The sequence below is a fragment of the Pseudomonas sp. WS 5071 genome (assembly GCF_012985765.1).
GTDB classification, from domain to species: Bacteria; Pseudomonadota; Gammaproteobacteria; order Pseudomonadales; family Pseudomonadaceae; genus Aquipseudomonas; species Aquipseudomonas lundensis_A.
Genome location: NZ_JAAQWY010000023.1, coordinates 58,195 through 82,514 on the forward strand (window position 1 = coordinate 58,195; position 24,320 = coordinate 82,514).

General features: G+C 55.6%; 21 protein-coding genes and 1 other RNA gene. 12 read left to right on the top strand and 10 right to left on the bottom strand.

What is annotated here, in order from left to right; all coding sequences use genetic code 11:
- Nucleotides 1-25 precede the first annotated feature (25 nt).
- The 5 genes from carA to grpE all read right to left on the bottom strand — a co-directional run bounded on the left by carA (nucleotide 26) and on the right by grpE (nucleotide 6,268).
- The gene (carA, locus tag HBN61_RS15150) at nucleotides 26-1,162 is read right to left on the bottom strand and encodes a glutamine-hydrolyzing carbamoyl-phosphate synthase small subunit (RefSeq protein ID WP_170047056.1); all 1,137 of its coding nucleotides are present in this window, start codon (nucleotides 1,160-1,162) and stop codon (nucleotides 26-28) included.
- Between the two features lie 258 nt (nucleotides 1,163-1,420).
- Nucleotides 1,421-2,227, bottom strand: a complete 807-nt coding sequence (dapB, locus tag HBN61_RS15155) for a 4-hydroxy-tetrahydrodipicolinate reductase (protein WP_170047057.1) — start codon at nucleotides 2,225-2,227, stop codon at nucleotides 1,421-1,423.
- 10 nt (nucleotides 2,228-2,237) lie between these two features.
- Nucleotides 2,238-3,362 carry a molecular chaperone DnaJ gene (dnaJ, locus tag HBN61_RS15160; RefSeq protein ID WP_047277553.1) on the bottom strand — a complete coding sequence of 375 codons (1,125 nt, stop codon included), beginning with the start codon at nucleotides 3,360-3,362 and terminating at the stop codon, nucleotides 2,238-2,240.
- A gap of 321 nt (nucleotides 3,363-3,683) precedes the next feature.
- A complete protein-coding gene (gene dnaK, locus HBN61_RS15165) occupies nucleotides 3,684-5,600 on the bottom strand; it encodes a molecular chaperone DnaK (protein ID WP_094993154.1) in 1,917 nt (638 codons plus the stop codon).
- Nucleotides 5,601-5,701: 101 nt separating this feature from the next.
- Nucleotides 5,702-6,268 (bottom strand): nucleotide exchange factor GrpE, encoded by a 567-nt coding sequence (grpE, locus tag HBN61_RS15170; protein WP_047277558.1) that lies wholly within the window; start codon nucleotides 6,266-6,268, stop codon nucleotides 5,702-5,704.
- Nucleotides 6,269-6,522: 254 nt separating this feature from the next.
- Between grpE and recN the strand changes: the two genes are divergently transcribed.
- Complete coding sequence (gene recN, locus HBN61_RS15175; RefSeq protein ID WP_169965410.1) at nucleotides 6,523-8,205, top strand: DNA repair protein RecN; 1,683 nt, start codon at nucleotides 6,523-6,525, stop codon at nucleotides 8,203-8,205.
- A gap of 86 nt (nucleotides 8,206-8,291) precedes the next feature.
- Here the strand turns inward: recN and fur are convergent, their stop codons facing one another.
- Nucleotides 8,292-8,705: a ferric iron uptake transcriptional regulator gene (gene fur, locus HBN61_RS15180; RefSeq protein ID WP_047277561.1), complete on the bottom strand. Its 414-nt coding sequence runs from the start codon at nucleotides 8,703-8,705 to the stop codon at nucleotides 8,292-8,294.
- A 98-nt stretch (nucleotides 8,706-8,803) separates the two neighbouring features.
- Here fur and HBN61_RS15185 point away from each other — a divergent pair, with 98 nt between their 5' ends.
- On the top strand, nucleotides 8,804-9,325 hold the full coding sequence (locus tag HBN61_RS15185; protein WP_094993157.1) for an outer membrane protein assembly factor BamE: 522 nt from the start codon (nucleotides 8,804-8,806) through the stop codon (nucleotides 9,323-9,325).
- A 52-nt stretch (nucleotides 9,326-9,377) separates the two neighbouring features.
- On the opposite strand, the gene HBN61_RS15190 is transcribed toward HBN61_RS15185, so the two are convergent.
- Genes HBN61_RS15190 through HBN61_RS15200 form a run of 3 tightly spaced genes read right to left on the bottom strand, consistent with a single transcriptional unit; the run spans nucleotide 9,378 to nucleotide 11,536 of the window.
- A complete protein-coding gene (locus HBN61_RS15190) occupies nucleotides 9,378-9,698 on the bottom strand; it encodes an RnfH family protein (RefSeq protein WP_170047059.1) in 321 nt (106 codons plus the stop codon).
- A complete protein-coding gene (locus tag HBN61_RS15195) occupies nucleotides 9,691-10,125 on the bottom strand; it encodes a type II toxin-antitoxin system RatA family toxin (RefSeq protein WP_094993159.1) in 435 nt (144 codons plus the stop codon). The genes HBN61_RS15190 and HBN61_RS15195 overlap by 8 nt, the downstream gene beginning before the upstream one ends.
- A 7-nt stretch (nucleotides 10,126-10,132) precedes the next feature.
- Nucleotides 10,133-11,536: a sodium-dependent transporter gene (locus HBN61_RS15200; protein WP_170047061.1), complete on the bottom strand. Its 1,404-nt coding sequence runs from the start codon at nucleotides 11,534-11,536 to the stop codon at nucleotides 10,133-10,135.
- A 116-nt stretch (nucleotides 11,537-11,652) separates the two neighbouring features.
- On the opposite strand from HBN61_RS15200, the gene smpB reads away from it, so the two are divergent.
- A complete protein-coding gene (gene smpB, locus HBN61_RS15205; protein ID WP_016783457.1) occupies nucleotides 11,653-12,135 on the top strand; it encodes an SsrA-binding protein SmpB in 483 nt (160 codons plus the stop codon).
- A 94-nt stretch (nucleotides 12,136-12,229) separates the two neighbouring features.
- Here smpB and HBN61_RS15210 read toward each other — a convergent pair whose 3' ends face one another.
- Nucleotides 12,230-12,997 (bottom strand): GntR family transcriptional regulator, encoded by a 768-nt coding sequence (locus HBN61_RS15210; protein WP_169965414.1) that lies wholly within the window; start codon nucleotides 12,995-12,997, stop codon nucleotides 12,230-12,232.
- A gap of 259 nt (nucleotides 12,998-13,256) precedes the next feature.
- Between HBN61_RS15210 and HBN61_RS15215 the strand changes: the two genes are divergently transcribed.
- From HBN61_RS15215 to HBN61_RS15255, 9 genes are all read left to right on the top strand, one after another.
- On the top strand, nucleotides 13,257-14,951 hold the full coding sequence (locus HBN61_RS15215; RefSeq protein WP_094993162.1) for a lactate permease LctP family transporter: 1,695 nt from the start codon (nucleotides 13,257-13,259) through the stop codon (nucleotides 14,949-14,951).
- A 123-nt stretch (nucleotides 14,952-15,074) separates the two neighbouring features.
- A complete protein-coding gene (locus HBN61_RS15220; RefSeq protein WP_094993163.1) occupies nucleotides 15,075-15,899 on the top strand; it encodes a (Fe-S)-binding protein in 825 nt (274 codons plus the stop codon).
- Nucleotides 15,896-17,353 (top strand): LutB/LldF family L-lactate oxidation iron-sulfur protein, encoded by a 1,458-nt coding sequence (locus HBN61_RS15225; protein ID WP_170047063.1) that lies wholly within the window; start codon nucleotides 15,896-15,898, stop codon nucleotides 17,351-17,353. The genes HBN61_RS15220 and HBN61_RS15225 overlap by 4 nt, the downstream gene beginning before the upstream one ends.
- On the top strand, nucleotides 17,353-18,024 hold the full coding sequence (locus tag HBN61_RS15230) for a LutC/YkgG family protein (RefSeq protein WP_169965418.1): 672 nt from the start codon (nucleotides 17,353-17,355) through the stop codon (nucleotides 18,022-18,024). The genes HBN61_RS15225 and HBN61_RS15230 overlap by 1 nt, the downstream gene beginning before the upstream one ends.
- Nucleotides 18,021-20,837: an FAD-binding and (Fe-S)-binding domain-containing protein gene (locus HBN61_RS15235; protein WP_170047065.1), complete on the top strand. Its 2,817-nt coding sequence runs from the start codon at nucleotides 18,021-18,023 to the stop codon at nucleotides 20,835-20,837. The genes HBN61_RS15230 and HBN61_RS15235 overlap by 4 nt, the downstream gene beginning before the upstream one ends.
- Before the next feature lie 404 nt (nucleotides 20,838-21,241).
- On the top strand, nucleotides 21,242-21,532 hold the full coding sequence (locus HBN61_RS15240; protein ID WP_094993168.1) for a PA2433 domain-containing protein: 291 nt from the start codon (nucleotides 21,242-21,244) through the stop codon (nucleotides 21,530-21,532).
- 72 nt (nucleotides 21,533-21,604) lie between these two features.
- Nucleotides 21,605-21,996: a transfer-messenger RNA gene (gene ssrA / locus HBN61_RS15245) on the top strand.
- 182 nt (nucleotides 21,997-22,178) lie between these two features.
- Nucleotides 22,179-23,414 (top strand): integrase domain-containing protein, encoded by a 1,236-nt coding sequence (locus tag HBN61_RS15250; protein ID WP_170047066.1) that lies wholly within the window; start codon nucleotides 22,179-22,181, stop codon nucleotides 23,412-23,414.
- 243 nt (nucleotides 23,415-23,657) lie between these two features.
- Nucleotides 23,658-24,320: a hypothetical protein gene (locus tag HBN61_RS15255; RefSeq protein ID WP_170047068.1), complete on the top strand. Its 663-nt coding sequence runs from the start codon at nucleotides 23,658-23,660 to the stop codon at nucleotides 24,318-24,320.

Genomic DNA, 24,320 nt, shown 5'->3' on the forward strand with positions numbered 1-24,320 from the left:
GGCGACTTCATTCACAGGAAACGGATTAGCGGCGCTTGGCCATCTCGTTGATGAAACGGTCGAACAGCGGTGCTACGTCGTTCGGGCCCGGGCTCGCTTCAGGGTGACCCTGGAAGCTGAATGCGCTCTTGTCGGTAAGCTCAATACCCTGCAGCGTGCCATCAAAAAGCGACTTGTGAATCGCACGCACGTTGACAGGCAAAGTGGCTTCATCCACCGCAAAACCGTGGTTCTGACTGGTGATCATCACAACACCCGTATCCAGATCCTGAACCGGGTGGTTGGCGCCATGGTGACCATGACCCATTTTCACGGTCTTGGCACCGGAGGCCAACGCCAGCAGCTGATGACCCAGGCAGATACCGAAAACCGGAATCTCGGTGGTCAGCACCTCTTGAATGGCCTTGATTGCATAGTCACAAGGCTCTGGATCGCCTGGGCCGTTGGACAGGAACACCCCATCCGGATTCAACGCCAGAACATCGCTGGCCGGGGTCTGAGCGGGCACGACCGTCACGCGGCAACCGCGCTCCACCAGCATGCGCAAGATGTTCCACTTCACGCCATAGTCGTAGGCAACGACGTGGTAAGGAAGCTCAGAGGCATCCAGGGTCGGGTGGCTGTCGGTCGCAAGATTCCAGACGCTGGAGCGCCACTCGTAGGCCTTCTCGGTGCTGACGACTTTCGCCAGGTCCATGCCCTTCAGGCCCGGGAAACCTCGTGCTGCTGCAATAGCAGCTTCGTCCGAAATATTGTCACCCGCCATGATGCAACCGTTCTGCGAGCCTTTCTCACGCAGAATACGGGTCAGGCGACGTGTATCAATGCCTGCAATCGCCACAACGTTGTTGGCTTTCAGGTAATCCGACAACGACATCGTGTTGCGCCAGTTGCTAGCAACCAAAGGCAAATCACGAATAACCAGACCTGCGGACCAGACACGATCAGACTCGGCATCCTCCGGTGTAGTACCGGTATTGCCTACATGCGGGTAAGTCAGGGTAACAATTTGCTGAGCGTAGGAAGGATCGGTAAGGATTTCCTGATAGCCGGTCATTGCGGTGTTAAAAACGACCTCACCAACGGTTTGACCGTCAGCTCCAATGGCTTCGCCGCGAAAAATGCTGCCATCAGCAAGGGCGAGTATGGCTTGCTTAGTCAAGAAGACCTCCCGTAAATAAAACCTGAAAGGGCGATCGCAGGTTGTAAAAAAGCGGAGTGACGTATGGACACGTCACCCCGCTTTTTCATCGAATAATCTGCGCGCTTTTAGTGGACACACTAAAGCTGTAGGTTACAGAAAAATGCTTTTTTGGTCTACCGCTAAAACGCCTAAAAGGCTCGAGATTGCGACAGGACATCGCTTAGCAGTTAAAATCCGGCGGCGGACGCACCAGCCGCCGGATTTTACAGGGAGCGATCAACGCAGGTCGAGAACATCCTGCATGTCGTAGAGACCAGGCTCACGCCCGTCCAGCCACAACGCAGCGCGAACCGCGCCCTTAGCAAAGGTCATACGGCTGGAGGCCTTGTGGGTAATTTCGAGTCGCTCGCCTTCAGTCGCAAACAGTACCGTGTGATCACCGACCACATCACCGCCACGCACCGTTGCAAAGCCAATGGTTTCGCGTTCACGAGCGCCGGTATGACCTTCGCGACCGTAGACCGCGACTTTCTCCAAATCACGCCCCAATGCATCCGCAATCACTTCACCCATGCGCAGCGCAGTCCCCGAAGGCGCATCGATCTTATGACGATGGTGCGCCTCAATGATTTCAATATCCGCATCATCACCCATCACGCGCGCCGCCATATCAAGCAGCTTGAGCGAGAGATTGACGCCAACACTGAAGTTCGCGGCAAAGACGATCGGAATGTCTTGACCCGCTTCGGACAACTGTTGCTTTTGAGACTGAGTCAGCCCGGTCGTACCAATCACCATGGCTTTGCCTGAACGACGGCAAATTTCCAGGTTTTTCAGCATGACCTCCGGCAACGTGAAGTCGATCAACACATCAAACTCGTCAATGACCGCCTCCAGACTGGAGGACAACGGCACACCGATCCGCCCAAGAGAGGCCAACTCGCCAGCATCAGCACCCACCAACGTGCTCCCCGGACGAACGATCGCCGCAGTAAGACCACCCAGCGGCGAGCGCTGTTGCACGGCATCAACCAGTGTTTTGCCCATGCGCCCGGCAGCGCCCATCACAGCAATACGTCGCATGACCTGCCCCTTACAAATCGCCGAAGAAGCGTTTCACGCCTTCAAACCAGCCTGTGGCATTCGGCGAATGACTGCTATCACCTTCGAGGGTAGTTCGGAACTCTTCCATCAGCTCGCGCTGGCGACGACTCAATTTGACAGGCGTTTCAACCACAACGCGACACATCAAATCACCGGCACCACCACCACGCACTGGCGCAACACCCTTGCCGCGCAGGCGGAACTGCTTGCCGGTCTGAGTACCTTCCGGAATTTTCAGCTTGACCCGACCATCCAGCGTCGGCACTTCAAGCTCAGCACCTAGCGCGGCATCTGCCACGCTGATTGGCACTTCGCAGAAGAGATGCTTGCCATCGCGCTGAAAAATCGCGTGCTCGCGCACATCGATCACCACATAAAGGTCGCCGGTAGGGCCACCTTGAACGCCCGCCTCACCTTCACCGGAAAGACGAATACGGTCACCTGTATCCACGCCAGCAGGCACTTTTACAGAAAGGGTTTTGTACTCTTCTACACGACCCGCACCGTGACAACTGTCGCAAGGGTCGGAGATGATCTTGCCTTGGCCATGACAGCGCGGACAGGTCTGCTGCACAGCAAAGAAACCCTGCTGCATGCGAACTTGACCAATGCCGCCACACGTCGGGCACGTGACGGGCGATGAACCCTTCTTGGCTCCCGAGCCATCGCACGGCTTGCAATTAACTTGCGTCGGAACACGGATATTGACGGTTGTACCGCGAACAGCCTCTTCCAGGTCCAGCTCCAGCGTATAGCGCAAATCGCTACCGCGCTGAGCACCACCCCGGGAGCCGCCACGACCACCACCAAAGAAATCACTGAACACATCCCCGAAAATATCGGAGAAATTCTGCCCACCAAAACCACCTCCGCCGCCACCCATCTGCGGGTCTACGCCAGCATGGCCATACTGATCGTAAGCAGCACGCTTGCTTGAATCCGAGAGGACTTCATAGGCCTCATTGGCCTCTTTGAAAAGCTCTTCAGAAGCCTTGTCGTCTGGATTGCGATCCGGGTGATGCTTCATTGCTAAACGGCGATAAGCTTTTTTCAGCTCTACCTCGGTAGAGGTGCGCTCAACACCCAAAATTTCGTAATAGTCGCGCTTTGCCATAATTCTTTGCACTCTCAAGGACGTTCGGCAAAACCCTCCCGAGCCTCACCAAACCCGCCAAGCCCGATAGAGATCAGTCTCGACTCACGTCTTTTTCAACGATTTTGGTTTCTGATTAACAGCCAATGCGTTGGCCGACAGGAGCGGTAACTACAGGCCGAAATACAAGAAGGTTTCGAGCCAGACCGCCAGCACCCGACCTTGTCGCATGCTGTAAAAATTCTTCAACTCCAGACACGCCAACGCGGGAGCTAGCTCCCGCGCGGCGACATCCTACCAGTCACCGCATGTGCACGGTCAACCGGCCGACAAACAAGCTAATTACTTGTTGTCTTTTACTTCTTCAAACTCAGCGTCGACAACGTCGTCAGCTTTTTCAGCCGAGTCAGCTGGCTTGGACGCAGCGTCCGCAGGGTTCGCTTGCTCGGCGTACATCTTCTGAGCAACCGGAGCCGACACTTTGGACAGCTCTTCAACCTTGGCGTCGATAGCGGCTTTGTCATCGCCCTTAACAGCAGCTTCAAGAGCAACTACAGCGGCTTCGATCGCTGCTTTCTCTTCCTCGGTAACCTTGTCGCCAGCATCAGCGATCATTTTACGAGTCGAGTGAACCAGCGCGTCGCCCTGGTTACGTGCAGCGGCCAGCTCTTCGAACTTGCGGTCTTCTTCAGCGTTGACCTCAGCATCACGCACCATCTGAGCAATCTCTTCCTCGGACAGACCCGAGTTAGCCTTGATCACGATGGACTGAGACTTGCCAGTCGCCTTGTCTTTCGCACTTACGTTCAAAATACCGTTGGCATCGATATCGAAAGTCACTTCGATCTGAGGCACGCCACGTGGAGCTGGTGGAATGTCAGCCAGGTCGAATTTACCCAACGACTTGTTCTGAGCCGCTTGCTTACGCTCACCTTGAAGCACGTGAATGGTTACCGCGCCCTGGTTATCGTCTGCAGTCGAGAACACTTGCGATTTCTTGGTAGGAATCGTGGTGTTTTTCTCGATCAGAGGCGTCATCACGCCGCCCATGGTTTCGATACCCAACGTCAGCGGGCTTACGTCCAGCAACAGTACGTCTTTAACATCACCCGCCAAAACCGCGCCCTGAATAGCAGCACCCATGGCAACCGCTTCGTCCGGGTTCACGTCTTTACGTGCTTCTTTGCCAAAGAACTCAGTTACCAGCTTCTGCACCAATGGCATACGGGTCTGACCACCAACCAGAATGACATCGTTGATAGCACCCACATCAATGCCGGCATCTTTCAACGCCAGACGGCAAGGCTCGATTGTGCGCTGAACCAGATCTTCAACCAGCGATTCCAACTTGGCGCGAGAGATCTTCACGTTCAAGTGCTTAGGACCAGTGGCATCTGCAGTGATGTAAGGCAGATTCACGTCAGTCGACTGGCTCGAAGACAGTTCGATTTTGGCTTTTTCAGCAGCTTCTTTCAGACGCTGCATCGCCAGCGGGTCACCTTTGAGGTTCATACCGCTTTCTTTCTTGAATTCGTCAACCAGGTAGTCGATCAGACGGATATCGAAGTCTTCACCACCCAGGAACGTGTCACCATTGGTTGCCAGCACTTCAAACTGATGCTCGCCATCAACTTCAGCAATTTCAATTACCGACACGTCGAATGTACCGCCACCCAAGTCATAAACGATGACAGTGTGGTCGCCCTTCGCTTTGTCCATACCGTAAGCCAGAGCAGCTGCGGTAGGTTCGTTGATGATGCGTTTTACGTCCAGACCAGCAATACGGCCCGCGTCTTTGGTTGCCTGACGCTGGCTGTCGTTGAAGTAAGCCGGAACGGTAATAACCGCTTCAGTCACTGGCTCGCCGAGGTAGTCTTCGGCGGTTTTCTTCATTTTTTTCAGGATTTCAGCCGAAATTTGTGGCGGAGCCATTTTTTGGCCGTTCACTTCAACCCAAGCATCGCCATTGTCTGCCTTGACGATTTTGTAAGGCACCATCTGGATGTCTTTCTGTACAACTTCTTCATCAAAACGACGACCGATCAGACGCTTCACCGCGTACAGGGTGTTATGCGGATTGGTCACTGCCTGACGCTTGGCCGACTGACCAACCAAAATTTCGCCGTCATTGGCGTACGCAATGATCGAAGGCGTAGTACGCGCGCCTTCTGCGTTTTCAATCACTTTGGCCTTGCCGTTTTCCAGAACAGACACACACGAGTTGGTGGTGCCCAAGTCAATACCGATAATTCTGCCCATGTTAACTCTCCCTAAATTTGAATTTTTTTGCCGCAGCAGTAATGACCAACTGCGGCATTACTTAAACGCTTGACTTCTAAATGGGGGCCTTGCGACCGATTTCAAGCCTGCTCATCAATTGAAGGCGAAACCGGTGCCGGCGCCTTGCTTACCACGACCATCGCCGGGCGCAACAGGCGGCCATTGAGTTGATAACCCTTTTGGAACACCTTAAGAACGCTATTGGGCTCAACGTCAGCACTTTCTTGCATGGCCATCGCCTGATGATGCTCGGCATTGAACGGTTCGCCGTGCGGATCAATGGCCTCCAGCTGATAACGCTTCAGGGTGTCCTGGAACATTTTAAGTGTCAGCTCGATACCTTCACGCATCGGTCGAATGCTCTCGTCATCAGGGCTCGACAGTTCAAGCCCACGTTCCAGGCTGTCGATCACTGGCAGCAGATCGCCAGCAAATTTTTCCAGAGCGAATTTATGTGCTTTCTCAACGTCCTGCTCGGCACGGCGGCGGACGTTCTGCAGATCGGCAGCTACACGCAGAGCCTGATCATTGGCGGCTGCCAGTTGCTCTTCAAGCACCTGCACACGGGCTACCAGATCTTCGCCTGATGCATCGGCGGCCTGATTAGCATCTTGGTTCTGCGTATCCATAGTCTGTTCGTCTGCCATAGATTTCTCCTTTCAAACTTTGTCCGCGAATTCAAGTTCGCGCTTGTGCCAAGGTATATGGGGTCGCAATTCTCAGGTTCAAGAGCCAGAAAAACGGAAGGCATGAGTTATCTCAATCAAGCGCACGCTCTACCAAAAAACCAAACGACCTAAAAAATAGCAAATGCGGTGTAAATCGAACTAAGCCTGCCCATTGTCAGCCCGCTCAAAAACACTGTATAAATAACCAGACATTACGTTTTGGAGCGGCCCCCATGCTGGTGCACCTGTCCGTACACAACTACGCCATCGTTGAACATCTCGATCTGGAGCTCGATCGCGGTATGAGTGTAATCACTGGCGAAACCGGCGCCGGCAAATCGATCATGCTCGATGCCCTGGGGTTAACGCTGGGCGACCGCGCGGACAGTGGTGTCGTGCGTCCTGGCGCAGACAAGGCAGACATTCTCGCCACTTTCGATTTGCAAGAAATCCCCGAAGCACAAGCATGGCTGGCCGAACGGGATCTCGAGAATGACGGCCCCTGCATTCTGCGGCGAGTCATTACCAGCGAGGGACGTTCCCGTGGATATATCAACGGCACGCCTTGTCCACAAGGCGACCTCAAAGCCCTTGGCGAGCTGTTGATCGACATTCATAGCCAACATGAACATCAATCGCTGCTAAAACCCGAAACACACCGTCGGTTGCTCGATGAATTTGCAGGCGCGACCGACTTGGCCCGACAGGTACAGCTCGCGGCACAACGCTGGCGTCAAACCAAACAAGAATTTGAGCATCTTTCCAACTCTGGCGATGAGCAGCAAGCTCGCCATCAGTTGCTCAGTTATCAACTCGAAGAGCTAGACAACCTGGCGCTTGCTGAAAATGAGCTGGAAGAGCTGGAGCAGGAACACAAAAGCCTTACCAATGCCGAAGCTTTACTTTCAATTTGCCGCCAAGTGGTCGAGCAATGCAGTGAAAGCGACTCCGGCAATGTGCTTAACACGCTCACCGGCAGCCTCAATCGCTTGGCCAGTGTCAACAACAATACCAGCGCACTGAACGAAGCTTCTGATTTGCTTGCCAGTGCCCAGATCCAGGTTGAAGAAGCAGTCGGTGAGCTGAATCGCTTTCTCGACCACTTCGATGCTGACCCGCGTCGCCTGCAATATCTGGAGGAGCGTCTCGACTCCATCTATACCATGGCACGCAAACATCGCGTTCAACCTGCCGAGGTCTATGCCCTGCAACAAAAATTGATGGATGAGCTGGAAACGCTGAACGCCAATGATGAATCCATCGAAAGGCTGGCCACTGAGCTGACAGCGTTTGCACGTCATTACCAAGAATGCGCGCGTGAACTCAGCAACATTCGCACTCAGGCCGCTACGCGCCTGGGCAGCGCTGTAGAAGAAGAAATTCAGCGCCTCGGCATGCCGGGAGGTCGTTTCGTCATTGAATTAAAGCCGCAAAACAGTACCGACCCACAGCCTTTCGGCCTGGAACACGTCGAACTGCTGGTCAGCGCAAACCCCGGACAGCCGCTCAAAGCGCTGGCCAAAGTAGCGTCTGGCGGTGAACTGTCACGTATCAGCTTGGCTATTCAGGTAATCACCGCGCAAACCTCACGCGTTCCGACTCTGGTCTTCGACGAAGTGGACGTGGGTATTGGCGGCCCTACAGCCGAGATTGTAGGTCAACTGCTACGCCGCCTCGGCGACCGCGGTCAAGTCTTGACCGTCACACACTTGCCTCAAGTCGCTGCGCAGTGCCACCAGCATCTTTTCGTGCACAAAGTTAGGGACAGCGAGGCTACGCGGACAGCGGTATCCAAACTGAGTCAAAAAGAGCGCGTGGAAGAGGTTGCGCGCATGCTGGGCGGCATCGATCTGACCAAAGAGTCTTTGGCGCACGCGAAGAAAATGGTCGTATCAGCAAAAAATCAGGCAGCTTAACGACGAACGGTCATCCCACAGAAAGCACGAAGGCGACCCTTGGGTCGCCTTCGATCGTTTCACGAACCTGAATTCGCGTGCCTTGCTTACTTGGTTTTCTTACGTACGTAGAGAACCAAGTTGTGATCCACCAGCTCAACGCCATGTTTCTCGGCGATTGCGTGCTGCAGCTTCTCGATGTCTTCATCGAAAAACTCAATCACTTCTCCGCTTTCAACGTTGACCATATGGTCGTGGTGGCCACCGTCAGCATCTGCTAACTCGAACACCGCATGACCGCCATCGAAATTGTGGCGAATCACCAGCCCGGCGGACTCGAACTGGGTCAGCACACGATAAACCGTGGCCAGACCGACGTCCTCGCCTGCCTGCATAAGCGCCTTGTAAACGTCCTCGGCACTCATGTGACGCTGATCAGCAGAATCAAGCATTTGTAGAATTTTGACTCGCGGCAGAGTCACCTTAAGTCCGGCCTTACGTAGTTCGCTATTTTCAACCATGGTTAGCTTTCTCGCGGAAGCCGCTTCGCAGCTTCTCTTAATACGGGTATGATCGGCGTTTACGTTGTCCCAGCCAAGATAGTGGAAGTCGCCCACCGATGCAAAACACCAAGCTCTTGCTAACCAGTTTCACCTTTGTGGGACTGCTCGCACTCGCCGGTTGTTCATTCCCCGGGGTTTACAAAATCGACATCCAGCAGGGCAATGTCGTCACGCAGGACATGATAAACCAGTTACGCCCGGGAATGACCCGCCGGCAAGTGCGGTTTATCATGGGGAACGCCCTGCTGACCGATACATTCCATCCGGATCGTTGGGATTATTTGTATAGCCTCCAACCAGGCGGCGGTGAACGCCAACAGGAACGCGTCAGCGTGTTCTTCAATGAAAACGACCAGCTCGTCAGCTTGTCAGGCGACTTCATGCCTGGCGTCAGCAAAGACGAAGCCATTCTCGGCAAAGACGGCGGCGCAAATGTGACCACGCCGGCTGCTCCAACCGAGAAGAGTGAGGTCCCGGCCAAGCCTGGATCGTTGCTGGATCAAATCCAGAAGGATGTCGACGGGGTCGAAACAGTGCCTGTCCCGACTCCAGAACCTCTGGATACAACCGAACAATAAGCGTTCGGTACAAAAAAGCCCGGCGTGCCGGGCTTTTTGTTGTCAGCGAAAACTATGAGGAAGGGTTAAGGCGCTTGGCCTCTGCCGCTCTCGCAGCACGTTGACGACGAATTTCTTTGGGATCTGCCACAAGCGGTCGATAAATTTCCACTCGATCACCGGCTTCCAACACTCGCTCTTCAGGGGCATTAATCTGTTTACCGAAGATTCCAACCGGGCAATTTGCCAAATCAAGTTCCGGGAACGCTTCACTCAAGCCCGACGCTAAAACGGCTGAGCGCACGCTGGTGCCTTTAGCAACAGTCAGCGCCAGTAGACGCTGTCGCTCGACCGAAGCGTACACCACCTCAATTGCAATCATAGACTCAGCCATACAGTTGCTTGGCGCGTTGGCAGAACGCATCCACCAAGGTGTTGGCCGCCTGATTGAACAAGGGTCCCAGTGTGGCTTTGACTAGCGCGCCCGCGTAGTCAAACGTCATGTCCAGGCTGATCTTGCAGGCTTTTTCGCCCAACGGTTTGAAGACCCACACACCATGCAGCTTGGTGAACGGTCCCTCCTCCAGGTTCATCTCGATCGACTGGCCCGGCACCAGCGTATTGCGCGTCACAAAGTGCTGGCTCAAGCCGCCCTTTGCCACGCCCAGACTGGCGCGCATGAGCACCTCCGTACGTTCAAGGATCTCGGCCGAGGAGCACCACGGCAAAAACTCGGGGTACTTGGCCACATCATTGACCAAGTCATACAAAGCCTGCGCGGGATAAGGCAACAAGGCGGAGCGTTGAATATGGGTAGTCATGTCAGCGTTACTTCCACAGCTGGGCGGCAAACACGATCAGGATGCCGAGTGGCGCCACATAGCGCATCAAAAAAAGAGTCAAGGCGAACAACACCGGGCTGCGCATCGACAACTCGTCGCGAACCGCACCACGGCCCATGATCCAGCCCGCAAAGACTACGAAACACAGTCCACCCAAAGGCAGCATGATACGCGAGGTGAGGAAATCGACGACACCAAAGAAGTCAAGACCATGCTCCGCACCCCATTGGTAGAGGCGAAAACCGGATTCTTCGTTCACGAAAAATTTGGCCTGCTTCCAGATATTGAACGAGAACACCGTACCCAATCCGACAAACCAGCAACTGAACGCCAGCCAGAAAGTGACCCACAAACGACGGATTTTGGTTCGCTCTACCAGATAAGCCACCATTGGTTCGAGCAGGGAAATGGCCGAGCTCCAGGCCGCAACAGCCACCAGCACAAAAAACACCACCCCCATCAATTGGCCAAACGCCACGTTGCCAAACGCAAAAGGCAACGTGACAAACATCAGTCCCGGTCCTTCACTGGGGTTCAAACCCGATGCAAACACAATTGGAAACAATGCCAGCCCAGCGAGCAATGAGACAAACGTATCGATCAACGCCACGCCTACAACCGTCCCTGATATCGACGCATTCTTCGGCATATAAGCACCGTAGATCATGATCGAACCCACACCCACACTGAGGGAAAAAAACGCATGCCCCATCGCGGCGAGCAAACCGTCCATCACGCGATCAGGGTTGAAGTCGAACATAAAATGCACGCCTTCCATGAAATGCCCGGTGGTCATGCTGTACCCGAGCAACACCAACAGCAGCACAAACAGAATCGGCATCATGATGCGCAAACTGCGCTCAAGCCCAGCCACTACGCCTTTGGCAATCACATAGGCAGAAAGCAACATAAACGCGGTATGCCAGAAGGTCAGCCGCCACGGATCAGCGATGAGGTGACCGAAATACGCCCCCACCTGATCGGCCGTCGCGCCCTGAAAGTCGCCCTTGCCCATATTGAGGATGTAATCCAGCGACCAACCGCCGACCACACTGTAAAAAGATAGAATCAGTAATGCCGTAATCATCCCGGCGAAAGCCCACCAAGACCATCGCGCCGAATGGCCTGCCTCCACCGCCAGTACCTTCAAGGCATTTGCCGGACTAAGCCGCGCGCGCCGCCCGATCAACGTTTCAGCCAGCATGACCGGGACACCGATCAGCGCGATACAGGCCAAAAACACCAGCACAAACGCACCACCCCCATAGACGCCAACCATGTAGGGGAATTTCCAGATACTGCCCAAACCCACGGCAGAACCGGTCGCAGCGAGAATAAAGACCCAACGGCTTGCCCAACTGCCGTGGACAGAAACCTTGTCTGTCGACATCGTTACTACGCCCAACCGATAAAAAAGAGGGCGCATTGTCCGGGATTCAACCTACGCGCTCAAGCACGCAGGTGCCCGTAGCCGACTTGCTCGCAACTGCCTATAATGCCGCCCCTATGGCTAAACAGAAGAAACACCCCACAGGGACCATCGCGCAGAACAAAAAGGCGCGACACGATTACTTCATCGAACATCGGTTCGAGGCTGGTCTGGTCCTGGCCGGCTGGGAAGTAAAAAGTCTGCGTGCAGGCAAGGCACAGTTAGTCGACAGCTACGTGCTTCTCAAGGACGGTGAAGCCTGGTTGCTCGGCAGCCACATCGCCCCCCTGACGACCGCCAGCACGCACGTTATTGCCGACCCGACGCGCAGCCGCAAACTGCTGCTCAACAAGCGCGAGCTTGAAAAGCTGTTTGCCTCGGTGCAGCAGAAGGGTTACGCCTGCGTCTGCCTCTCGCTTTACTGGAGCAAACACTTGATCAAGTGTGAAATTGCCCTGGGTAAAGGCAAGAAGGAATACGACAAGCGTCATACCGAACGCGAGCGCGACTCCGATCGTGAGCTGCAACGCGCGGTACGCAACAAGGGCAAGGAAGACTAACCCTCTTCGACTGCCTACCAGCTCGCGATGGGCCCAACCCGACTATCAGGGTGACCTCAATCGCGAGCGTTGTTGTTGCTGAAGGTTTTACCCCTTACAAACCATTGCGCCGCTCAGCACGCGCTGTGCGCTGAACTTCCTGACGTACCTCCTCCAAGACTTCCTGCACATACATCAGATGCCGACTGGACACCTCTCGTGCATCCTCAGCCCGCCCTTCAATAATCGCCAGGTACAATTCGCGATGTTGACTGATGAGCATGTCTCGCGTTTCGCTGCGCTGCTTGTACATCCCGCCGATATTGGTCACCACGTTGCGCTTGAGCAAATCAAACAACCCACGAATCGTGTGTAACAACACCGCGTTATGGCTCGCCTCGGCAATCGCCAAGTGAAAACTCGCGTCAGCCTCGCCCTCTTCGGCACGACTGACCTCATCGACCCGCGTGTAACAATCTTGCAACCGTTCAAACGCCATGCGCAGACGCTCACGGTCCACGTCCGTGGCACGTAGGGCGGCATAAAACGCGCAGGACGCTTCCAGCGTATGCCGAAACTCCAACAAGTCGCGTTGCGCCTCGGGGTTGCTTTCAAGCAGTTGCAACAAGGGGTCACTGAAGGTCGACCCCAGTGACGTCGCGACATAATTGCCACCACCCTGGCGACTGACCAGCAACCCCTTGGCCGACAATTTTTGGATCGCCTCGCGCAACGACGGGCGCGACACCCCGAATTGTTCAGCCAACGCACGCTCGGCCGGTAAGCGCTCGCCCGACTTCAACGTGCCCTCAAGGATCATGCCCTCAAGCTGCTCGACAATATCGTCAGACAAACGGCGCTGACGAATCTGATCAAACCCCATAACTCTCTCCACCCTCCCGACCACACGCCGGAGGCCGCCATTCTCGCTGATTAGCGCACTTTAGACACCTGCCAGACGCAAACGCAAACACCCCATCAGATGCCATGGCAACGTTTTGTCAGACAAAAGATTTAGGGCGGCAAATTGACACATCCCTCATAAGGCTTTTAACCTAGCCGACAGCGGTTGTAAATTGGTAATACCAATTAGCCAAGCGCGACCAGCAGCAACGACCAATAACAATTAGGGGCCACCCCATATGCAAACCTGGCAACAGCTCTATAGTCCGCTCGGCAGCCTCGGTCTGTCCGCACTCGCCGCCGTCGTCCCGATCGTATTCTTCTTTCTGGCTCTGGCCGTGTTCCGTCTCAAAGGGCACGTCGCCGGCAGCATCACCCTTGCTCTGTCGATTCTGGTGGCGATTTTCGCCTTCCAGATGCCTGTCGACATGGCCTTCGCAGCAGCGGGCTATGGATTTGCCTACGGCCTCTGGCCAATTGCATGGATCATCGTTGCCGCGGTGTTCCTCTACAAACTCACCGTAAAAAGCGGTCAATTCGAAATTATCCGCAGCTCCGTCCTGTCGATCACCGATGACCAGCGCCTGCAAGTGCTGTTGATTGGCTTCTGCTTCGGCGCGTTCCTTGAAGGTGCAGCCGGTTTCGGTGCCCCGGTCGCGATTACTGCCGCGCTGCTGGTTGGCCTGGGGTTCAACCCGCTGTACGCCGCGGGCCTGTGCCTGATCGCCAACACCGCACCGGTCGCGTTCGGCGCGCTGGGCATTCCGATCATCGTGGCGGGTCAAGTAACGGGCATCGACGCCTTCAAAATCGGCGCCATGGCCGGTCGTCAACTGCCGCTGCTGTCACTGTTCGTACCATTCTGGCTAGTGTTCATGATGGACGGCCTGCGTGGCGTGCGCGAAACCTGGCCTGCAGCACTGGTGGCCGGTCTGAGTTTCGCCGTGACCCAGTACTTCACCTCCAACTTCATTGGCCCCGAGCTGCCGGACATCACCTCAGCCCTCGCCAGCCTGGTCAGCCTGACCCTGTTTCTGAAAGTCTGGCAGCCTAAACGTACCGCAGGTGCGCAGATTGCGGGCGTCACTTCGGACGTTATCGTGACTGCCAGCGCAGGTGGTTTCGGCAAACCAAGCAACCTGCTGGCATCGCCTTACAGCCTGATGCAAATTCTGAAAGCGTGGTCCCCATTCCTGATCCTGACCGTGCTGGTCACCATCTGGACACTAAAACCGTTCAAGGCCATGTTCTCGCCAGGCGGCGCGATGTACGGCTGGGTGTTCAACTTTGCGATCCCGCACCTCGACCAACTGGTGATCAAAACGGCTCCAATCGTCAATGCACCGACCGCCATTGCTGCCGTGTTTAAACTCGACCCGATATCCGCGACCGGCACTGCGATTTTCTTCTCGGCGCTAATCTCGATGCTGGTGTTGAAAATCGACGTCAAGACTGGTCTGACCACTTTGAAAGAGACGTTCTTCGAACTGCGCTGGCCAATCTTGTCCATCGGCATGGTGCTGGCCTTCGCTTTCGTCACCAATTACTCGGGCATGTCCTCGACCATGGCACTGGTATTGGCCGGTACGGGCGCTGCCTTCCCGTTCTTCTCGCCGTTTCTTGGCTGGCTGGGCGTATTCCTGACAGGCTCCGACACGTCGTCCAACGCCCTGTTCAGCTCGCTGCAAGCCACCACCGCGCACCAGATCGGTGTCAGCGATACCTTGATGGTGGCCGCCAACACCAGCGGCGGCGTAACCGGAAAAATGATCTCACCGCAGTCGATCGCCGTCGCCTGTGCGGCGACCGGCCTGGTGGGTAAAGAATCCGACTTGTTCCGCTTCACCCTGAAACACAGCCTGTTTTTCGCCACCATTGTGGGGTTGATCACGCTGGCTCAAGCCTACTGGTTCACCGGCATGCTGGTGCACTAATAGGTCTATGGTTATCGCACGTTAAAATCGCCGGGGTACGCCCCGGCGACAGCCATTCACGACCCGGTCTGCCTGGCTTCTACGCTTGGCGGACACAAAACCGGGACCACCCGGAGACGCCTGATGAGCGAGCTTTTCTACAACGCCGTGCCCAACGCGACCCGTGTCGCACCGCCCCTGCCTGTTCCACGCATTTATCCCACGCAAAAACCGGCCAAGGTTTACCTGTTTGGCACTTGCGTAGTCGACCTGTTCTTCCCCGAAGCCGGCATGGACGCGATTCACCTGCTGGAACGCGAAGGCATTGAAGTGGACTACCCGCAAGGGCAAAGCTGTTGCGGCCAACCGGCCTACACTTCGGGTTACACCGAACAGGCGCGCGCCGTCGCTCGCTCACAACTCGCCCTGTTTGCCGAGGACTACCCGGTCGTGGTGCCGTCCGGCTCCTGCGCGGGCATGTTGCGCGAGCACTATGAAGACTTGTTCAAAGACGAACCCGAGACCCTGAAGCGCGTTCACGCCCTGGCCGAACGTACCTTCGAACTCACCGAATTCCTGCTGTTCGTGTGCAAGGTCCAATTCAAGGACCACGGCGCACCAGTCAAAGTCGCACTGCACACCTCCTGCTCTGCACGGCGCGAAATGAACACCCACCTGCACGGCCGCGAAATGCTGGCCCAATTGAGCAACGTTGAACGCATCGACCATAGCCATGAAAGTGAATGCTGCGGCTTTGGTGGGACATTCAGCGTGCGTATGCCGGATATTTCCGGGGCGATGGTGGCCGACAAGACCCGCTCCCTGATTGAAACCGGCGCGCATCAAGTGCTGACCGCCGACTGCGGCTGCCTGATGAACATCAACGGCTCACTGGAAAAACAAAAACAATCCCTGCGTGGCCAGCACCTGGCCAGTTTCTTGTGGCAGCGCACCGGAGGTGAACAATGAGCACCAGCACACTGATCCCGACTGTCGCCGTCGAAGAGGACTTCCGCGAGCGCGCCCACGAAGCCTTGGCTGACAAACAACTGAGAAATAACTTTCGCAGTGCCATGGACTCTTTGATGACCAAACGCGCCGTGGCCTTCAGTGATGCTCACGAACGCGAACACCTGCGCGCCCTGGGCAATGCCATCCGCGCCCGCGCCTTATCCAAACTGCCCGACCTGCTGGAACGCCTGGAAGCCAACTTGACCCGCAACGGTGTGCAAGTGCATTGGGCCGAGACCGTCGAGGAAGCGAACGAGATCGTCTTGTCGATTGCCCGTCGCCGTGCGGCCAAGCAAGTGATCAAAGGCAAATCGATGGTCAGCGAAGAGATGGAAATGAACCACGTGCTCGGCGCCCAAGGCATTGAATGCCTGGAATCTGACATGGGTGAGTACATCGTTCAGCTCGATAACGAAAAGCCATCCCACATCATCATGCCCGCGATCCATAAAAACGCCGGGCAAGTAGCCGACTTGTTTCACAACAAACTCGGCGTGGAATACACCAAGGACGTCGACCAACTGATCCAGATTGGCCGCCGTGTACTGCGACAAAAATTCTTTGAAGCGGACATCGGGGTTTCCGGCGTGAACTTCGCCGTGGCCGAAACCGGCACCTTGCTGCTCGTTGAAAACGAAGGCAACGGCCGTATGTCGACCACTGTGCCGCCCGTGCACATCGCGGTGACCGGCATCGAAAAAGTCGTCGAAAACTTGCGCGATGTGGTGCCGCTAGTGTCGCTGCTGACCCGCTCGGCCCTTGGCCAGCCCATCACCACTTACGTCAACATGATCTCCGGCCCGCGCAAACCCGGCGAGCTCGACGGCCCCGAAGAGGTGCACTTGGTATTGCTGGATAACGGCCGTAGCCAGGCGTTTGCCGACAGTGAACTGCGCCAGACGCTCAATTGCATTCGGTGTGGTGCCTGCATGAATCACTGCCCGGTTTACACGCGCATTGGTGGTCATGCCTACGGCGAGGTGTACCCCGGTCCTATCGGCGCGATCATCACACCGCACATGGTCGGGCTGGCCAAAGTGCCCGATCACCCAAGTGCGTCTTCTCTTTGCGGCGCCTGCGGCGAGGTCTGCCCGGTCAAAATTCCTATCCCGGCCTTGCTGCGTCGCCTGCGGGAAGAAAACGTCAAAGCGCCAGACACCCAGCCACACATCATGCGTGGTCAGGGCAGCAAGTACTCGCGTAAGGAGCGCTTCATCTGGAACGCCTGGGCCAAACTCAATAGCTCGCCCAACCTCTACCGTTTGTTCCTGAAAGCCGCCACCCGCCTGCGCGGATTGACGCCGAACAATGTAGGACCATGGACCCAAAACCACAGCGCCCCAAAACCCGCTGCCCGCTCGCTGCATGACATGGCCCGCGAGCACTTGGCGAAAAAGTCGGGAGACCAGTGATGAGCGCCAAACACAACATCCTTACTAAATTGCGTAAAAGCCTGACAGGAACAACACCTGTGGCTGACAACTTTGACGAAGTTCTGGTGACGCAACCCTGGACCTACACCCCCGAACAGCGCATCCCGCAACTGCGCAAGTTGATGGAAGCGGTGCACACCGAAATTCACCTAAGCACCGAGCAGGGCTGGCCTGCCCTGTTGGCGCAATTGGTCACCGACCGTCAGCTGCCGAGCCTGCTGATCGCCCCGACGACGCCACACGGGCAAAAAGTGGCGGCACATTGGGCGCAAAATCCCGCACTACCTGCACTCAAAGCCTACGATCGTCGAGTAGAGGAATGGAAAGACGAGCTGTTCAATGACACGCCCGCCAGCCTGACCACCACCTTGGGCGCCATTGCCGCCACCGGCAGCCTGATCCTGTGGCCCACGCCCGAAGAACCACGCTTGATGAGCCTGGTGCCGCCCGTGCATTTCGCTCTGCTCAAGGCCAGTCAAATCCGCGACAACTTCTATCACGTGCAGCGTGAAATGAACTGGGCCGCAGGCATGCCGACCAATGCCTTGCTGGTGTCCGGCCCTTCAAAAACCGCCGACATCGAGCAAGTGCTGGCATATGGCGCCCATGGCCCGAAAGATCTGGTGGTGTTGATCCTGGAGGACGCATGAGCCTGCCCGCTACGTTTATGCGCGACGCCGAATGTCTGATCCCGCACGACCGGCGCTTCACCGATGCCTTGTCGACGCTGGCATTCGGCACCGACGCGAGCTTCTACCGATTGATTCCGAAACTGGTCGTTCGGGTTGAATCCGAAGATGAAGTGGTTGAACTGTTGCGTTTAGCGAGGCGCGACAACGTTTCGGTGACCTTCCGCGCAGCGGGCACCAGTTTGTCCGGCCAGGCTATTAGCGACTCGGTGCTGATCGTGCTCGGGGATAACTGGAACGCTAAAGAAATTCGCAGTCAGGGCATGCAAATCCGTTTGCAGCCAGGTGTGATTGGCGCCCAGGCTAACGCGTGGCTGGCGCCGTTCGGGCGCAAGATCGGCCCCGACCCGGCTTCGATCAATGCGTGCAAAATTGGCGGCATTGTCGCCAATAACGCCAGCGGCATGTGCTGCGGCACGGCGCAAAATACTTACCACACGCTGGCGGGCATGCGCGTTGTGCTAGCCGACGGCACGCGCATCGACACCGAGGATGCAGCCAGTGTTACCGCCTTTCGTCAAAGCCATGGTGCCATGCTCGAACACCTTGAGACATTGGCCCGCGAAACCCGCGCAAACACTGAATTGGCTGCAAAAATCCGCCATAAATACCGCCTGAAAAACACCACCGGACTGTCGCTCAACGCCTTGGTGGATTTTGACGACCCGCTGGATATCCTCAGCCACGTGTTGGTGGGCAGCGAAGGCACCCTCGGTTTTATCAGCGCGGTGACCTACGACACCGTTATTGATCACCCGCACAAAGCGTCGGCGCTGATCGTGTTTCCGGACGTGGAAACCTGCTGTAACGCTGTAACTGTGTTGAAAAGCCAACCCGTTTCTGCCGTTGAACTGCTCGATCGCCGCAGCCTGCGTTCTGTGCAGGACAAACCCGGCATGCCGGCGTTCGTACAGCAACTGTCGAACAATGCTTGCGCACTGCTGATCGAATCTCGCGCAGCCACGCAGACGTTATTGCACGAGCAGTTGGCGCACATCATGGGCTCACTGTCGGCATTCCCTGTCGAGAAGCAAGTCGATTTCACCGAAGACCCGGCCGAAAACGCCAAACTGTGGGCGATTCGTAAAGATACCTTCCCCGCCGTAGGCGCTGTGCGCAAAACCGGCACCACAGTGATCATCGAAGACGTAACCTTCCCCGTCGAACAATTGGCTATCGGCGTAAACCGTCTGATTGAGCTGTTCGACAAGCATCACTACGATGAAGCGATCCTTTTCGGACACGCGCTGGAAGGCAATCTGCACTTCGTCTTCACCCAAGGCTTCAACAGCCCAGAAGAAGTCGCACGCTACCAAGCGTTCATGGATGACGTGGCACAGTTGGTCGCCGTAGAGTTCGGCGGCTCGCTCAAGGCTGAACATGGCACCGGCCGCAACATGGCGCCCTTCGTGGAGCTGGAATGGGGCAGCGATGCCTATCAACTGATGTGGTCGCTCAAACGCTTGCTCGACCCGCAGGGCATTCTCAACCCGGATGTGGTGCTCAGCGAAGACCCGCAAATCCACCTCAAACACCTCAAGCCGCTGCCCGCCGCTGACGAGATTGTGGATAAGTGCATTGAGTGCGGTTTTTGCGAACCGGTCTGCCCGTCTAAAGGTTTGACCCTCAGCCCGCGCCAGCGAATCGTGATCTGGCGTGACATTCAGGCCAAAAAACGCGCCGGCGTGGACACCCGCGAGCTGGAAAAAGCCTACGAATACCAAGGCATCGACACTTGCGCCGCAACCGGTTTGTGCGCCCAACGCTGCCCGGTCGGTATCAACACGGGCGAGCTGGTGAAGAAACTGCGCGCGCGCAAAGCCGATCACACCAAGACCGCCGACTGGCTGGGCAACCACTTCGCGACCACGCTGCAAGGTGCGCGCTTCACGCTGCATGTAGCCAATGGCGCGCGCATGATGCTGGGTGCGCCGCGTCTTGCCAGGCTGTCTGCCACGCTGACCAGGGCCAGCAAAGGGCGCGTTCCCCTGTGGACCAATGCCATGCCGCAACCTGAGCAGGCGATACGTTTCGCCCCGCCGGTCAAAGATGCGCGCCCGCGCGTGGTCTATTTGGCCGCATGCGTATCCCGCGTCATGGGCCCTGCAGCGGGCGACCGCGAGCAAATGTCGCTCCTGGATAAAACCCGCGGCCTTTTGGAAAAAGCCGGTTACCAAGTGGTGTTCCCGGACAACCTGGACAGCCTGTGTTGCGGCCAGCCGTTTGCCTCAAAAGGGTACGCCGAACAGGCCGAACACAAACGTCAGGAACTGATCGGCGCCCTACTCCACGCCAGCCGTGGCGGGCTTGATCCGATCTACTGCGACACCAGCCCGTGCACCCTGCGGCTGGTGCAAGACCTGGGCGAAACCCGCCTCGACCTGTACGACCCGGTGCGGTTCATTCGCACTCACCTTGTGGATAAGTTGCGCTTCACCCCGCAAGCAGCGCCGATTGCCGTGCATGTCACGTGCAGCACGCAACACTTGGGCGAAAGTCAGGCCCTGATCGACATTGCGCGGTTGTGCAGCCAAGAGGTCGTTATCCCTGAAGGCATTCACTGTTGTGGCTTTGCGGGTGATAAAGGCTTTACCACCCCGGAGCTGAACGCCCACTCGCTGCGCACCTTGAAAGAGGCGGTGCAGCAGTGCAGCGAAGGCATCTCAACCAGCCGTACGTGCGAGATTGGTCTGACACAACATGGCGGCATCGACTACCACGGATTGGTGTATCTGGTGGATCGAGTAACCACCGCCAAAACGCTACAGCACTAGGGAATCAGGTCAAAACGAGACGCGCCTGCTTGCACTTAGGCGCGTCCTGCTCTTTACGTGGCCAAACTGCCCACCGATTTGTCGACTCTGCTCTCTGGTCAAATCCACCATGCACTTTACCGACAACACCAAACGGCGCGTGTGCCTGCTCAAACCATTTCCTGCCTCACTCGCCGAAGCGCTCTGCGCATCGGTGTGTAAAACTCAAAAAATGCGCCTGCCGCTCAAGAACAACCCTTGGCAGGAAAGCCCTTTTTACGCACAAAAAAAATAATCGGATGATGGCCAAATAAAAGCAGAACCCTTGAGCCCGGCTATAGTCAATTGGCTTGAGCCCCACTGTTTTGGGCTTATAACCGAGCCCGGAGACACCGGGCCTAACGTGTGCACAAGGAGTTTTCCCCATGAAACGTACCGCGCTTGCTGGCCTGTTTGTGGCTGCTGCAATGTTGGCCTCTCCGGTGTTCGCCAATGAGCCCGCAAAAGATGACCTGTGCGCCATCAACTTGCAGAAAATCAATGACGCGATGGCAACCTCGGGTGAGACCAGCGAAAACACCAGTGACGACATCAAGACCGGCGTTGAGAAAGCCAAGGCCGAACAGGCCAAGGGTGACAACGAGGCTTGCATCTCCACAACCTCCCAGTTGCTCCAGCGTATCCAGAACATCAACAAAGGTGGCGAAAGCAAATAAGCCTTGAGGTTGGCCTTCTGCGTCAGATTGGCGTAGACTCCGCAAGCTTGCTGGTTATACACAGCAAGCATCGGGGCCGTTTAGGATTCGACGCCGGTTGCGAAACTCTAGGTGCATGCCGAGTTGGTAACAGAACTCGTAAATCCACTGTTGCAACTTTCTATAGTTGCCAATGACGAAACCTACGAGGGTCAAGCTCTCGCAGCGTAAGCTGCCTTAGCCATCCTCCTGGCACCTTCGGGTCCAGCAATCACTAGGGGATGCCTGTAAACCTGAAGTGATTGTCATATAGAACAGGATCGCCGTGCAGTACGTTGTGGACGAAGCGGCTAAAACTTACACAACTCGCCCAAAGCACCCTGCCCTTCGGGTCGCTGAGGGTTAACTTAATAGAAACGGCTAAGCATGTAGTACCGACAGCGGAGTACTGGCGGACGGGGGTTCAAATCCCCCCGGCTCCACCACTTCAACATCTAAAGACGTCCAAGGACGTCTTTTTTTGTGCCTGAAATCCAGCAAACACGGGGCTTTCAGGTCCAATGGTGTCCGATGGTATCTGAGCTCATCCTACAATTCGTGTATTCCACGTGGTATTCCAAACCCACGACTGGTATTTTTTGGAATACACGTAGTATCGGAGATCACCATGGGTGCTCAAGCCACGCGGCTTTCAGACGTGAAAGTCAAAGCAGCGAAACCAAAAGAAAAAGACTACATCCTCACTGATGGCGACGGCCTTCAAATGAGGGTGAGAGCCAATGGCTCAAAGCTGTGGAATTTTAACTACATTCACCCAGCAAGCAAAAAACGAATCAACATGGGCCTTGGCACCTTTCCGGAGGTGAGCTTGGCTCAAGCCCGGAAAAGGACCGTAGAAGCCAGGGAGTTGGTAGCGCAAGGCCTAGATCCGAAAGAGAAGCGCGACGCGGATCGAAAAACCTTAAGAGCGACTACGGAACACACATTTAAAAACGTAGCCACCGCGTGGTTTGAGCTCAAGAAAGATTCCGTCACGACTGCCTATGCTGAAGACATCTGGCGTTCGCTGACGCTGCATGTTTTCCCCGACTTGGGTACAACCCCAATCTCAGCGATCAGTGCGCCGGAGGTCATAAAATTGCTTAGACCGCTTGAGACCAAAGGCAGCCTTGAGACCGTGAAGCGACTGAGCCAGCGTCTTAACGAAATCATGACTTACGGCGTGAACTCCGGCCTGATTCACTCAAATCCACTCAGCGGGATTCGCTCGGTCTTCAAGAAACCGAAAAAGAAAAACATGGCAGCGCTCGCGCCAGACGAACTGAAAGAACTAATGATGACTGTGGCCAATGCCAGCATAAAAAGGACTACACGATGCTTGATTGAGTGGCAGCTCCACACCATGACTCGCCCCGCAGAAGCAGCTACCGCACGGTGGGCAGACATCGATATCGGCAAGAAGATCTGGACAATACCAGCGGAGCGGATGAAAAAGCGTCGGACTCACATCATCCCACTTACGGAACAGGCTTTGGGGCTTCTAGAGGCTATAAAGCCGCTGAGTGGCCACCGCGAGCATGTTTTCCCAGCAGACCGTAATCCCCGAACCCATTGCAACAGCCAAACGGCCAATATGGCTCTGAAGCGTATGGGATTTGAAGGTCGCCTTGTGAGCCATGGAATGCGCTCAATGGCCAGCACCATCCTCAACGAGCACGGGTGGGATCCTGAGCTGATCGAGGTTGCGCTTGCTCACGTTGATAAGGACGAGGTACGTAGCGCGTATAACCGGGCCGATTACATTGAGCGTCGACGCCCAATGATGAAGTGGTGGAGCGAGCATATCAAGGAAGCGGCTACCGGAAACCTTTCAATAGCCGCAATCGTTGATAGCCGGGACTGAAGCTATACTTCAATGAGTTGGAAGACCAACATCTCATCTTTGGGTGGCCCGTGAGCAGGAATTAGTTTTCGTTCTACAGAGCTAAGTGAAGGCAGCGTTTTTTCGCTGCCGACCTGTTTGATAAAATGGCACGCCACGATAGTGGTAGTACTTTTAACGATTTACGCGACACAAGTGGATTGTCACTAAACAAACAATCAAATATCGATATATTCAAAACCACAAACTCCAGGAATGGTACGAATGTCGTTTGAAAAGCTGTCTAAAATTAATTTCGATGAGTTCATTCACGGCTTAAGGCAATCACTTCGAGCGTCGTATGAGCTCATATTCGAAGATACTGAGTTTGACGAATACATGCAGAGCATTCGAGTCAATATAGAGAGCGGCGACCTCGATCAGGAGCGCCTGAATGATGAGCTAATTAACTATCTTGCTTCAACTCCTCTCAGCCCCCACTACCCTTTTTTACGTGCTGCCGTTCTAACCGACTTAACCCTACAAGCTCTAGCTCGCAAGGATTATGAGGCCTTTATAGCGTTGGCTTTGCAGGCCAGCGCCTACGTTGAAGGCGCTGCTGTGCATGCGCAATTCAATTCACTACTGGATATCCCCGCTGCACTACGTCGACGAACCACGCAAGCAGCAGCGGCAGCCCGAAGTGAAACATTCCAATTAGCAAAGGATCAGGCACTGCTGCTAATCAGCCAAAGACGTCCAAGCGACGGATGGGATGATCTGACACATGCAGCAGAGTCAATAGAAGAAGAGCTAGGCGCCTTTATAAAAAGTAACAACATCAGTTTGACGAAAAAGCGGATCGTGAGCAATCTGAGACAATGGTCTAAAGAAGACGCAAACTTTCGAGACTCATTAAACCGCATACTTACACCTTCCCTCAGATAG

Coding starts and splice junctions, on each gene's coding strand:
- HBN61_RS15200 (WP_170047061.1), bottom strand. CDS start 11,536: ATGTCGACAGACAAGGTTTCTGTCCACGGCAGTTGGGCAAGCCGTTGG.
- HBN61_RS15210 (WP_169965414.1), bottom strand. CDS start 12,997: ATGGGGTTTGATCAGATTCGTCAGCGCCGTTTGTCTGACGATATTGTC.
- HBN61_RS15250 (WP_170047066.1), top strand. CDS start 22,179: ATGGGTGCTCAAGCCACGCGGCTTTCAGACGTGAAAGTCAAAGCAGCG.
- HBN61_RS15190 (WP_170047059.1), bottom strand. CDS start 9,698: ATGGCTGAGTCTATGATTGCAATTGAGGTGGTGTACGCTTCGGTCGAG.
- dnaJ (WP_047277553.1), bottom strand. CDS start 3,362: ATGGCAAAGCGCGACTATTACGAAATTTTGGGTGTTGAGCGCACCTCT.
- HBN61_RS15185 (WP_094993157.1), top strand. CDS start 8,804: ATGCAAAACACCAAGCTCTTGCTAACCAGTTTCACCTTTGTGGGACTG.
- HBN61_RS15195 (WP_094993159.1), bottom strand. CDS start 10,125: ATGACTACCCATATTCAACGCTCCGCCTTGTTGCCTTATCCCGCGCAG.
- grpE (WP_047277558.1), bottom strand. CDS start 6,268: ATGGCAGACGAACAGACTATGGATACGCAGAACCAAGATGCTAATCAG.
- HBN61_RS15235 (WP_170047065.1), top strand. CDS start 18,021: ATGAGCCTGCCCGCTACGTTTATGCGCGACGCCGAATGTCTGATCCCG.
- HBN61_RS15255 (WP_170047068.1), top strand. CDS start 23,658: ATGTCGTTTGAAAAGCTGTCTAAAATTAATTTCGATGAGTTCATTCAC.
- HBN61_RS15225 (WP_170047063.1), top strand. CDS start 15,896: ATGAGCACCAGCACACTGATCCCGACTGTCGCCGTCGAAGAGGACTTC.
- recN (WP_169965410.1), top strand. CDS start 6,523: ATGCTGGTGCACCTGTCCGTACACAACTACGCCATCGTTGAACATCTC.
- dapB (WP_170047057.1), bottom strand. CDS start 2,227: ATGCGACGTATTGCTGTGATGGGCGCTGCCGGGCGCATGGGCAAAACA.
- HBN61_RS15215 (WP_094993162.1), top strand. CDS start 13,257: ATGCAAACCTGGCAACAGCTCTATAGTCCGCTCGGCAGCCTCGGTCTG.
- HBN61_RS15220 (WP_094993163.1), top strand. CDS start 15,075: ATGAGCGAGCTTTTCTACAACGCCGTGCCCAACGCGACCCGTGTCGCA.
- fur (WP_047277561.1), bottom strand. CDS start 8,705: ATGGTTGAAAATAGCGAACTACGTAAGGCCGGACTTAAGGTGACTCTG.
- HBN61_RS15240 (WP_094993168.1), top strand. CDS start 21,242: ATGAAACGTACCGCGCTTGCTGGCCTGTTTGTGGCTGCTGCAATGTTG.
- smpB (WP_016783457.1), top strand. CDS start 11,653: ATGGCTAAACAGAAGAAACACCCCACAGGGACCATCGCGCAGAACAAA.
- HBN61_RS15230 (WP_169965418.1), top strand. CDS start 17,353: ATGAGCGCCAAACACAACATCCTTACTAAATTGCGTAAAAGCCTGACA.
- dnaK (WP_094993154.1), bottom strand. CDS start 5,600: ATGGGCAGAATTATCGGTATTGACTTGGGCACCACCAACTCGTGTGTG.